At 64.7% G+C, this 13052-nt stretch carries 1 protein-coding gene; it reads right to left on the minus strand.

Going from position 1 to position 13052, the window contains the following annotated elements; translation table 11 throughout:
• Positions 1-109: 109 nt before the first annotated feature.
• Positions 110-12907 carry a non-ribosomal peptide synthetase gene (locus J3U88_RS24490; RefSeq protein ID WP_207861631.1) on the minus strand — a complete coding sequence of 4266 codons (12798 nt, stop codon included), beginning with the start codon at positions 12905-12907 and terminating at the stop codon, positions 110-112.
• Positions 12908-13052: the final 145 nt, after the last annotated feature.

Consider the following 13052-nt stretch of genomic DNA (forward strand, 5'->3'; position numbering starts at 1 on the left):
ATCCGATTTGGTAGCTTGTTTTTGGGAACTGAGGTGGCTGAGAGGAATCTTTTTTTTTGCTTGTGTCAACTTTATGTTTTTTGTCGCTTTTGGGCGGATGATCGGTTATTTAGAGATCTATGGAAATTTCATTCAGGGTTTGGGGTTGATGGGATAACCCGCTGCTTGCCCTGTGAATTTGTTGAATGCGTTGCGCCAAGCCAGCGACCGTGGGTTCTTGGAAGATGAGGCGGAGGGGTAGGTTTAGACCGTAGTGGTGGCGGAGTTTGGCCATGAGCTGGGTGGCCAGTAGGGAGTGGCCGCCCAAGTGGAAGAAGTGGTCGGTTGCGTCGACCTCGGCGAGGCCGAGTGTTTCCGCGAACAGGGTTGCGATTTGTTTCTCTTCCGGGGTGCTTGACCTTGCTGTCGGGTTGGTTTTTGCGGATTTGGGTAGCGCGGCTCGGTTGATTTTGCCCGAAGCGGTGCGTGGGATTTCGGTTACTTCGATGATCGGGTTGGGGATCAGGTAGGGCGGGAGTTTTTGGCGTAGGCTTTGGCGGATGGTTTCCGCGTTGATACCCATGGTTTTTGGGCGTAGCCAGGCGGTGAGGCGGGTGTCGTCCGGGCCGTGTTGGACGGTGGCGACGACCGCTTCCTCGATCCCTTGGATTTCATTTAGGTAGCCTTCGATCTGGGCCGGCTCGATGCGGTAACCGCGTAGTTTGAATTGGCGGTCGATTCTGCCCAGGAACAGGAATGGGTCCGGGTTGTCCGTTTTGGTGCGGACGCGGTCGCCGCTTCGGTAGGCGCGAGCGCCCGGCGCTTCTGCTTCTGGGTCAGGGACGAATTGGGTAGCGGTTTGTGCCGGGTTTTGGTGGTAGCCCCGTGCGAGCTGCTTGCCCGCGATCCAAAGTTCGCCCGCGAAACCACGGGGTTGTCGGTAGCCGTGGCGGTCGCGCACGCTGAGCCGGCTGCCCGAGACGGCGCTGCCGATGGGGAGCGGGGCGGTTGGCGTGGTGACGCGGTGGGTGGTGCAGGCGATGGTGGCTTCGCTGGGGCCGTATTGGTTGAAGATGCGGATGTTGGTGGGGTCGAGGCCCGCGAGGTGGCGCGGTTCGAGCGGTTCGCCGCCGCAGACGAGGGTGTCGACGGGGAGATGGGCCCAGGTTTGCGGGGGCAGTTCTTTTTGCAGCAAGGTCAGTAAGGCGGGCGAGGTTTTTAGCATGCTGTAGTGCTTGCTTCGGTCCGGCGGGAAAAGCGCGGCTAGGTCTTGGCCCGAGGGGTGGATCGCGATGGGCGTGCCGGCGAGGAGTGGGGCGATCAGGGTGAGCAGGGTGGCGTCGAAGGCCGGTGAGCCGAAATAGGGGATCGGGTGCTCGCTGGTTAGCGCGTAGGTCGCAATGGCCCATTCCATATAATGCGCCAAGGCGGCTTGGGGGACGGCCACGTTTTTTGGTGTTCCGGTTGAGCCGGAGGTGGCGATGAGGTAGGCGAGCCGGCTGGGTTCCGGGACGACCGGTGGTTGTTGTTCGGTTTGGGTTTGCCACCATGGGTCCGTGGTCTCCGGCAGGTTGATGTGGGGCATATCCGGCGCGGTATGTGTTGCGGTGCTTTGGGTGTTTGGCTCGGTGAGCAAAAGTTGGACGTCGGCGCTTTGGATCAGGGTTTGCTGTCGCGCCGGTGGTTGGTCCGGGTCGAGAAAGAGAAAAGGCACGCCGTGGAGCAGCGCGGCGGTGAGTGCGATGATTTGGGCGGGGCCGCGTTGCATCCAGATGGCGACGACCTGTTCGCCGCGTAACCGTGAGAAGGCCGGGTCGTTTCGCAGACGATTGGCGTGTTGTTCGAGTTCGGCGCGGCTGAGTTGGCTGTCGCCCATTTGGACGGCGATTGCCGTGGGTTGTTCGCGGAGGCGTTTGGCCAGGATGGTTGCGACAGGTGGTGCTTGGCTTGTTGGGATCGGTTTCGGCTGGGGTTGGGGTTGGCCGAGGCGGTGGATGGGTTGGTGCCATGCCTCGGGATCGGCCAAAACCGCCGCGTAGTGATTGGCCAGGAGCAGGGCCGTCTCCGCGTCGTACCAGTCGGCGTTGTAGCCGAGTTGGAGGAGGTAGCGATCATCGTGGTGGAGCACTTCCATGGTCAGTGGGAGCTTGGCGGTGTCGTTGTTGTTGGCCGCCGCGGTGAGCCGGCAATCGCCCAATGTGAGTTGGGTATCCGCGACCTGGTGGTAATTGAACAAGACTTGGAACAAGGGGTGATGGTCGAGGGTGCGTTCCGGTTGGAGGCGGGCGACGACCTGTTCGAAGGGGATGTCCTGGTGGTCGAGCGCGGTGAGCACGGTTTGGTGGACCTGTTCGAGCAGGGTGGCGGCATAACGCGCGGGATGCGGGACGCGGATGTGCAGGGGCAGCGGGTTGAGGAACAGGCCGATGACGGGTTCGAAGGCGGGGTGGTGGCGGAACCCGGTCGGGGTACCGATGACGATGTCGTCCTGGTCACTGAATCGGGAGAGGACCAGCGCCCAGCCGGCGAGAAACAAGGTGAACGGGGTGACGCCGTGTTGTTGGGCGACCTTGCGCCAGGCGGCGGTGTTGGCTTGGGCGAGCGGGACGGTGAGGGTGCCGCCGCGGTAACCCGCGGCGCTTCCGCCGGGACGGTCCGCGGGTGGCGCTGGGACGGCTAAGGCGGGTCGGAGTCGGTCGCACCAGCTTTGCAGGCGCCCGCGGGCGGTGGGAGTGGCGCGTTGGCGGCGCTGCCAGGTGGCGAAATCGCGGTAGGGGTGTTTTGGTTTGGTCGTGGGGGCCGCCGCGGCTTGGGTCAGGCCGTGCAGGAAAAGGTCCAGTGAACGGCCGTCGCAAATGAGGTGGTGCAGGGTGATCAAGAGGGTGGCATGGCGGGGGTCCCGTTGGATGAGGTGACAGCGCCACGGCGGGGTTTGGGCCGGGTCGAAGACGGTGGCGCTTTCTTTGGCGGCCAATGTCTCGATTTTGTTGTTGCGATCAGTTTCTTCGAATGCGCTTAAGTCGGAGAACGCGAGGATGGGCTCGTGGTGGTGAAGCACGTGTTGGCGGGGGCCGTCCTCGGTTTCAATGAATCGCGTGCGCAGGCTTTCCTGTTGATCGCAGAGGCGTTGCAGCGCGGTGCGCAGGAGGCTGATGTCGAGCGGGCCGACGGCTTCCAGGCGGAACGACATGTTCAAGGCGGTGCGAGCGCGGTCATTGTCGGCCAGTTGGTGGTGGAACCAAAAGCGCTGTTGTTCGAACGAAAGCGGCGCGGATTCGGGATCGCTGACGATCTTGGCGAGGCTTGCGGTTTTGTCTTCTTGGCGTTGGTTGTCCAGTGAGGTCGCCAAACGTCGCACGCTCGGGGCGGCGAAGAAGTCGCGTAAAGAGAGGGTGACACGGCCGATGGTACGCAGTCGGGTCACGGCGCGCATCGCGGCGAGGGAATCGCCGCCGGCGGCGAAAAAGTCCAGGTCGATGTCGGTAACGGCTCGGCCCAACACCTCGCTGAACAAATCGGCCAAAAGGCGTTCCCGTGGGGTTTGCGGCGGCCTGCTCGCGTTGTTGTTGGTTTCGGTTGGTGATGCTAAACGCGGCAAGGCAAGGCGGTTGCGTTTGCCGCTGGTTGTTTTGGGAAGCGTCGGCAGGACGGCGAACCGGCGCGGCACCACGGCGGCGGGGACCTGCTCGGCCAGCCTTGCGCGAATGTCGTCCAAGGCGGGATGGGCGAGGTTGGGGGCGGCGTCCACGTCGGCGTCGTCCATGCCGTCGTTGAGGGACACGAAGGCTTCGAGATGGGCACGGTCAGCATTGCGCACGACCCTGACGGCGGATTCGGCGACGCGTGGATCCCTGGCCAGCATCGCTTCGAGGGCGTCGGGCTCCACTCGGAACCCGTTGATTTTGACCTGGCGATCCAAGCGGCCCAGCATTTGGATGTTCCCGTTGGGCAATCGTTTGGCGCGGTCACCGGTGCGGTAGAGACGCGTGCCGGGTGTGGTGCTGAAGGGATTGGGTACAAAACGCGCGGCGGTGGCGGCGGGGTTGCCGGCGTAACCACCACCGGTGGCGGTGACGCAGAGCTCGCCGGCGACGCCGTAAGGCACGGGGCGCAAGCGTTCATCGAGGATGAGGGCCTGAATGCCGTTGATGGGGTGACCGATGGGCGGCATGGCGGGCCATTGGGCCGGCTCGGCGGGGAGGGCGTGGGCGGTGACGACGTGGGTTTCGGAGGGGCCGTAGAAGTTGAACAGGCGTGCCTTGGGTCGCGCGTTGAACCAACGTCGCAGGCGTTCGTTGATGCGCAGCGGTTCGCCGGTGGAAATGATTTCGGCCAAAACGTCGTCCGCGTGGGGTTGCTCCGGCGCGGCCAGGATCAGTTGTTCCAACATGACAAAAGGCAACATCACCCGTGCGACCCGGTGCCGCAGGATGAGGTCGTAAAGCAAGGTGGGGGTTTGGTGTTGGCGTGGGTTGGGAATCACCAGGGCCGCGCCCCCGTGCCAGGCCGTGAACATCTCCTCGAAGGAGACGTCGAAACTCAGCGGGGAGAAGAGGAGCGTGTTTTTGGGGCCGTTGCTTAGGCGCCCATGCCAAGCGATGAGGTTGGCGAGCAGGCGGCGGCTGACGGCGACGCCTTTGGGTTGGCCGGTGGAGCCGGAGGTGAATACCAGGTAGGCGGGCAGGTCGCCGTGGATCAGTGGGGAGCGGCGCGGTGGTGGGGTTGGTTGGGCGGAGCAACGGCCGAGGTGGTCCAGTTCGAGGCTGGGCCCGTCGAAGCCGGGGTCGGTATCGGCGTGGCGAAGTGCAAGCACCACGCGGGCCTCGGCGGCGATCAAACGGCGGCGGGGGAGCGGGTAAACCGGATCGAGGCCGACGTAGGCGGCACCGACCTTGAGGACCGCCAGCACGGCCACGGCGGTGGCGGGTGAGGGTTGCAGACACAAACCAACGACCTGGCCGGCGCGCACGCCTTGGTGGTCGAGGTGGTCGGCCAGGGCTTCCGCGTGTTGTTCTAGGGCGCGGTAGGAAAGACGGTGTTCGTTCCAGATGACGGCGGCTTGTTCCGAGCCGGCGTGGCGCTGGATGGGGACGAGGAGGTCGCCTGGTTCGGCGGGGACGGGTTGGGCGGGTTGTTGGAACAGAAGCGTGTGTTCGCGTTTGGCGGGGCCGATCAGCGCGGCGGGCACGCGTTCCGGCGTGTCGATGATCGCGTTAAGCATGTCGCGCCAGTGGTCGAACAAGCGCACGACGGCATCGTGACCGTAGCGGTCGCGATGGTAGAGGAAACGCGCCTCCAGGCGGCTGTTTTGTTCGGCGACGACCAGGGTCAGCGGGTAATGGGTGGCCTCATGGAGTAGGAGACTGTCGGCTTGGAAACCCAGGTCGTCGAGGTCGTTGGTGACGGGGTAATTTTCAAACACCAGCAGGCTTTCGAACAAGGGTTTACCGGGTGCCACGCCGGCCCAGCTTTTTAGGGTGGCGAGCGGTACGTTGCCGAAGGTTTCGCGTTGATCCTGTTGCGCGGGGAGGCTTTGCAACCACGCAACAAGATCGCCCTCACCGGGAATGTCGAAGCAGGCGGGCACGGATTGGATCAGCGTACCGACGATCCGGTCGATGTCGCGGAGGGGGGCGCGGCGCCCGGAAAGGGTGACGCCGAAGCAGACGCGGTCCCCGGTGTAGGCGGCGTTAACCAGGGCCCAGGCTGCTTGCACCAGGGTGTTCAGCGGGATGTGGGCGCGGCGGGCGAAATCGTGTAACGCGCGGGTTTCGGCGCCGGTGAGCGCGAAGGTGGCGGCTCCATGCCCGGCGCCTTGGCTTTCGAATCCGGCGGTGGGGGCGTCGTGTTCGGCGGCGGGGGCGATGGTGGTTTCGGCCAACCCGGAAAGTTGGTTTTGCCAATACCTTCGCGCGGCTTCGCCGGGGGGTTGGTTGATCCAGGCGACGTAGTCCGACCAGGACGGCGCCGCCGGCAGGTTGGGCGCGCGGTTCTGTTGCAGGGCGCGGTAGCTTTGACCCACCTCGTCGAGCACCTGTTGGCCGGACCAACCGTCGAGCACGAGGTGGTGGCTGCTCCAGACGAACCAACGCCGTGCACCGTGGAGGATGGTGCAGCGCATGAGGGGCGCGGTGTCGAAGGCGAACCCGCTTTGCCGGTCGGCGGCGAGGGCTGCTTCAAGCGCGCCGGGTGTGTTCTCGGGAAGCCGTTGTTCCCGCCAAGGCAGGGCGACCTCGGGTGGGATTACCTGTTGGAAGGTACCGGTTTCATCGGCGACGAAGGCGGCGCGCAGGGCGGGGTGACGGTTGGTGACCTGGGACCAAGCTCGGCGGAACAGGTCGGTGTCGACGGAGTCGTGAAGCGCGAGGCACACCTGTTCGAAGTAGGGTTCCGGGTTTTCGGAACGGCGGGTTTCGAATAAAAGGCCGCGCTGAAGCGGGGTGGTGGGCAGGATTTCGGGTGCTGTCTCGCCGGCAAGTTCCGTGTCGTTGAGCAGCCGGCGCAGTTGGTTTTGGAAGCGGTCGCTAAGGTCGCGGATCGCGGTGTTGTGGTCGGTTCCGCGCGGATAGGTCCAATTCACTTGAAGGTTGCCGGCGACGATGACGGCGTCGATCTCGAGGAGGTGCGCGCGCGGATTGTTCGGCCCGATCAGGTCCAGATCATGGTGGACCTCGAGGGCGATAAAGGGCGCGGGCAGGGCGGCGTCGAGGACGCCGAGAAAGTTAAACAACAGCGGGGTTTTTGGAAGGTCGAGCTTGGGCGCATTGAGGCCGAGGTCACGACCTTGGTTGGGGACGGCGCGGCGGCTTTGTCGGACCGCCGCCAAGGTGTCGCGACGCCGTTGGCGGCCTTCCCCGGCCGCGACGGGCAACAACAGGGGAAAAACGTTGGTGAACCAGCCGGCGGTGGCGGCGACGTCGGGTGCGCTTTCATCACCACGACGCCCGTGGTCCTCATAATCGACAAGCAGGTTAAACGCTGAACCTTGGGGGACTAAGGCCAAGGCCAGCGCGGTGAGCAAGCGGTCGTTGATGCGGGGCGCGTCTTGGAGAAGCACGTGGGTGGTTTCGCCATCGAACCGGCACCGCAACCGTTGCGCGTCGCCGCTGCAACCGGGATGGTGACCGAGCAAACCTTCGACGGGATGGTGTTCCGGCGCGGCTTGCACCAAACGCCGTGCGGTGCTTTGGGCGGGTTCGCCGATGTCCTCGGCGCGAGTGGCGATGTGGTGGGACCAATGGTTAAAGGCATCGCCGGTAGCCTCGAGTTGCGGCGGGCGACCGGCCGCGATGTCGCGGTAGACGGCGGCCCATTCCGCCAACAACAACCGCAAGGTAACGGCGTCGATGATCAGATGATGGGCGACCAGCAACAGGGTGTCGGGACCCTTGTCGTTTGCAAACAAACGGACGCGCAACAGGGGTGGTTGCCCGATGTCCATGGCCGCGGCAAGTTCGCGGGCAACGGTGGCGAGGGTTTCTTTTCCCTGGTGAAGGGCAAAGAGGGTGTCGCCATGGGCCGCGAGATCGAGCGGCACGGATGCCACGGTGGGTGCTTCGGTGAAGCGGTGCTGAAAGACGTCGTGGTTTTGCAGCACGCGGAACAAGGCGCGGCGCAGCATGCCGACATCGCAATCATCGGCGATTTGGACCGCAAGGCCCATGGCGTAATGCTTGGGTTCTGGGAAGTGTTGGGCGAAAAACCAGTTTTGAATGGGCGTGAGTCGCGGCGCGACCTCGGGCAAGGCCGGCCTTTGCGGCTGCACGCTGCCGCAAAGGCCGGCAACGGCGCCCAGCGCCGCCAAGGTTTGGTTGGCGAGCATCTGTGACGGCGTGATGTCGATGCCGCGGCGGGCGGCGAGGGTGGTGACCTGGAGCATCATGATCGAATCGCCCCCGGCCGCGAAGAAGTTGTCGTGGGGGTCGATGCGTTCTTTTTGTAACAGGTCACACCAAATCTCGTGTAGCACGGCAAAACGCGGATCTTGGGAAATCACCGCTGTCTCGTGGTTGCTAGGCGCCTCGGCGGCAAGCAAGGCGAGGAGCGCGCGATGATCGCGTTTGCCGGCGACGGTGGTGGGTAGCGCGTCCAACAACAGAAACCGGTTGGGCACCATAAAGGGTGGTAACGCGGCGGCGAGCGCGGCGCGCAGGGCTTCGCGAAACGGGTCGGGGTCGGCGGGTGTCTGGCGCGGGACCACGAAGGCGATGAGTTGCGGGGGTTCCTCATCGCTTCCGAGAATGACCTCGGCGGTGGCGACGCTCGGGAGGCGACCTAACGCGGCAGCCACGGCCGTACCCTCGATGCGGAAACCGCGCAGCTTGAACTGTTGGTCGTCGCGGCCGAGGAAATCAAGCGTCAACCGCCCGTCGGGTTCAAGCCGGTAGGCGGCGCGGTCGCCGGTTCGGTAAAGCCGGGCGCCGGCTTGGCCGGAGAAGGGATCGGGTCGGAAGGCGTCGGCGGTACGTGCCGGTCGCCGCTGGTAGCCACGTGCCAAGCCATGCCCGCCCAACCAGAGTTCGCCGGGGACGCCGGGCGCACGGGGTTCGCCGGCGGCGTCGAGCACCACGGCAAATCGGCCCGGCAGGGGGCGGCCGATGGGCACGACGGCGCGGGCGGCGTCGCCGGGCACGACGCGGTGCAGGGTGGCGGCGATGGTGGCCTCGGTTGGGCCGTAACCGTTGTACAAAGCGGCATGGGGTGGGGCGTGGCGGAACCAGGCCGCGACCCAGGCGGGGGTCATGGTTTCGCCGCCGACATTCACGGCACGGAAGCGACACGCGCGGTCTTCTTGCGCTGAAGCGTTTTCCAGATAACGCACCAGCTCCTGCCAATAACTGGTGGTCAGGTTGCCGATAATCGTGATCTGTTGGGCGCGGCACACGGCGAAAAAGTCGCTGGGTCGCCACAAATCCTCGCCGCGCAGGACCAGGGTGGCGCCGGCCGTCAGGGCGGGGAAGATTTCTTCCAAAACAGCGTCGTAGGCGAAGGACGCAAAACACAAACAGCGGTCATCGGGTGTCAGCCGGTAGGTTTCAATGGGGTAGGTGCTGTGGTGGGCGAGGGCGGCGTGGTCGGTGACCACATTTTTGGGTTTTCCCCGCGAGCCGGAGGTGCTGATGATGTACGCGGCGGCGGCTGGGTTGGGTGTGGCGGGAAGGTTGTCGCACGAGCTCGAGGACACATCGGCGACATCAAAAACGGGAAAGCCCGCGGGAAGCGATCCGGCGAGGTTTGCGGTGGTCAAAATACAGGCGACCGGCCCGTTGTTAAGGATGTCGGCGCGGTAATCGAGGGGCGCGGCCAAGTCCAGCGATAAAAAGGCGGCACCCGCCTTGTGGACGGCCAAGATCGCGACAATCATCCCTGGGTCGCGTGGCAAGGCCAGGGCGACGACCTGTTCTTGACCGACGCCCCGCGCGTTTAAAGCGTGGGCAAGCCGGTTGGCCGCTTGGTTGAGATGTGCGTAGGTCCAAACCACGGCGTGCTCGGGTCGGCCGCCGTCCGCGACAAAACGCAACGCCTCGGCCTGGGGACGACGGGCGGCCCAGGCCTCAATCCGCCGGTAGGCGGGCGCATCGCTTATGGGCGGTGGGGCGGCCGAGCCGCCAAAGCGGAAACGCGGATCGGCCGCGGGCCACAAGGGCAACGCGGTGACGGCGGTGCGTCCGTCATCGTCGCAGGCGGCGCGCAGCAGTTGGACCAGGCAAGGCGCGGCGGCGCGCGGGAAGGCGTCGTCGAAGCGGGTACGGTCGTATTCCAACCGGCCGTGGTAGCCGTCCCCGTTGCGTTCGAATTCAAGGCTCAACGGGAAGGGGGTGGCCGCGGGCGGATGGTCCTGTTCGCGCACGGCGATACCTGGCAATCGCAAGGCGCTGGGCTCGAATTCGCGCAGGGAAAACATGATTTGGAACAGCGGGTGACGTCCCGGCAGGCGTTCGACAGCGGCGGCTTGCAAGACGGCGTCGAAAGGGATCCTGTTGTGCGCGGTCGCTTCAAGCACGGTGTCGCGCAGACGGGACAGCACGTCGGCAAAACTGGGCCGACCGCTTAAATCACAGCGCAAGACCAGGGTATTCACCACGCAGCCGACCAGATCCGGCGGGGCCGCCGTTGGTGCGGCCGGACTACCGATCAAAATCGTTTGATCATCGCTCAAACGATGAAGCCACAGGGCAAACCCGGTGAGCAACACCATAAAAGGCGTGGCCTTGTTGCGGCGGCCGAGGTCGTGCAGGGCGGCCGATAAATGGGCGTCGAGGTGGATGTCTAGGCGGCCGGGCCGTCCCGAGACGGGCTCGTGGGGTTTGACAGGCAGGTTGTGTTCGGCAGGCGCGTCCGCCAACTGCCGGCGCCAATAGGCCAGGCCCTGTTGATAGGCGGCAGTTTCGCTTTGCTCCAGTTCCCAAGCTGCATAGGCGGCGGCATGGGTTGCGGCGGGTTTGTCGGGAAAAGTGCCCGCGGCGGTGAGGCTTTCGTAGGCCTCGGCCCAATCGTTTAACAACACCCTCACGGCGGTGCCGTCGGCGACGATGTGGTGCATCGCGAGCAGTAGCAGCCGGCGTCGGGTTGCGAGGGTGATCAAATCGAGGCGGATCAGTGGATCGCGGCTCAGATCAAACGGCGTGGACCATCGTTTTTCACGCAAGGCGGCGATGTGGTAGGTGCGCTCCGGCTCACCCAAGGAGCGCAGGTCGTGGCGGTGCAAACGGCAGCGGGATTCCTTGCGCACGACTTGCATGGGCTGACCCGCGATGGTAGGAAAATGGGTGCGTGTGCCCGGGTGCCGTTGACAAACCCAATCCCAGGCACGGGCGAGGGCGTCGCCGTCCAGATCGCCTTCGAGTTCCAAAACGGTGTGGAGGTGGTAGGGCGAGGGATCGCCGCCGTTGTCGCGGGCGAAGGCTTGCTCTTGGAACCACAGCCTTCGTTGGGCGGCGGTAGGCGGCGCGGGCCGGTCTTGGTCCCATGTTCTCATGGGTGGCTTGGGTGCCTGAAGCGGACTTGGTTTTTGGTTTTTTAGAAAAACGGCACATTCGGCGATGGTCGGCGTTTGAAAAAACTGCGCCGGGGAAAGGGTGATGCCAAAGTGTTGGCCGACGGCTTCGCTTAGGGTCGCCGCGCGCAAGGAATCACCACCCAAGTCCAGGAAGTTGTCGTCACGACCGATGGGGGCATGGTCCAACACCTGTTCCCACAAGGCGGCGAGGCCTTGTTCGCCGTTGCCGCGCGGTGCCGCGTAGGGCGCCGGCGGCGGGGTGATCGCGCCCGGGTTTGCAAGGCGGTCGCCGAGCCGGTTTTGCGCAAATTCCCGGCGCAGAAATCCCCGACGCAATTTTCCGCTACTGGTCAGCGGCATGCCGCCCGGTCGCAACAACAGCACGGCGGCCAACGGGATCTCCAGGGTCGTCAGGGTTCGGCTTACCGCCCGCACCGTGGTCGCCCAATCGGCGCGACGGTAGGCGGCCCGTGTCAGTTCGGCGGCGACGACCAAGCGGTCGGCGTCCTTGTGTCGGCTTGCAAAAGCGACGATGCGGTTGGCGACCAGATCGGGTAAGGCGGCGACCCGCTGTTCCACATCCTGGGGATACAGGTTGCGACCGCGCACAATGAGCATGTCCTTGAGGCGCCCGGTCACAAACAGCCGGCCGTCGCGAACAAAACCCAGGTCGCCGCTGTGCAGGGCGCCGGCGATGGGGCCCAAATGGGGTAAACCCCAATAACCCGCGCACAGGGATTCGCCGCGAATTCGGATTTCACCGATGTGGTTGTCCGGCAGCAAGGCACCGGATTCGGGGTCGTGGATGCTCACGGGGCAGGCGGGATCGATGTGACCGCAGGCGACCAGCGCCGCGGATTCCCGACCGGGTTGCGCCGGCAAGGCGCGCCCCTGTTCTAGCGCGGCGGCGTCGAATGAGGGCATGAACGGCTGGGTGTCGGCGTGGGCGGCACTCACTTTCAGCGTGGCCTCGGCTAGGCCGTACCCGGGGCACATGGCCTCGGCGCGGAAGCCATGGGGCGCATAGGTTTCGCAAAAGCGGGTGACGGTTGACGCGCGCACGGGTTCGGCGCCGTTAAAGGTCATCTGCCAGCTGCTCAGGTCGAGGCCGGCGCGGTCTTCGGGGCTGATGCGGTCGACACAGAAGTCGTAGGCGAAGTTGGGCGCGGCCGAGTGGGTGCCGCGGTAGTCGGAAAGCGCCCGCAACCAGCGAAGTGGCTTGGCTAGAAATGCGGCGGGCGCCATTTGGTAGCAGGTCCAGCCGGCGTAAACGGGAAAAAGCACGCCGAAGATCAAACCCATGTCGTGGAAAGTTGGCAGCCAAGAGACGATGCGACTGGATTCTGCCGGCATTTGCCAACCCCGTGCGAGCAGGGCGAAGTTGGCGGCCAGATTGGCATGGCTGACGATCACGCCCTTGGGTGCGGCCGTCGAACCCGAGGTGTATTGGAGCAATGCGGTATCTCCAGGGCGGCATCCGCCAAAACGCGGCCTGGCGCCAAGCGCCCATTCACCATTCACGGCCAAGACACGGGTCGCCAAGCCGGCGGAACGGTTGCGTAGCCGCGGCACCAGATGGTGTTGGGTTAGGACCAGGGTCGCGGCGCAATCGCGCACGATCCCGCTAAAAAAATCGTCGCGGCCGGCACGGCGCGGCGGTTGTACCGGGACGGCGACGAGGCCGGACAAACAACAGGCAAAAAAGGCGACCACAAAATCGAGCGAGGGTTCCAAGGCCAAGAGGGCGCGGTCGCCGGGTTGGGCGTGTGCCTCGAGTTTGGCGGCCAAGGTCGCCGCACGTGCGTGTAACGCCGCGTAGGTGAGGCTGAGTCCGGGTCGTTCGCCGCCCTCGAGAAACTGAAACGCGGTTTGCTCAGGGTGGGCGGTGCAGCGGCTTTCGAGGATATGGTCCAAGGTGGAACGGTTCATGGTTCCCTTTCCTAACATTTATAAATGAACCCCAAGTTTAGCCCGCATTTCTCACAAGGATTCGTCGCGAGAAGCTGAAAGCCTTGTGCGTACGAAGATTACGACCAAGAGACGGCACAGGGGGCCGACCATTCGCGGGGCCGAC

The sequence above is a fragment of the Acanthopleuribacter pedis genome (assembly GCF_017377855.1).
GTDB classification, from domain to species: domain Bacteria; phylum Acidobacteriota; class Holophagae; order Acanthopleuribacterales; family Acanthopleuribacteraceae; genus Acanthopleuribacter; species Acanthopleuribacter pedis.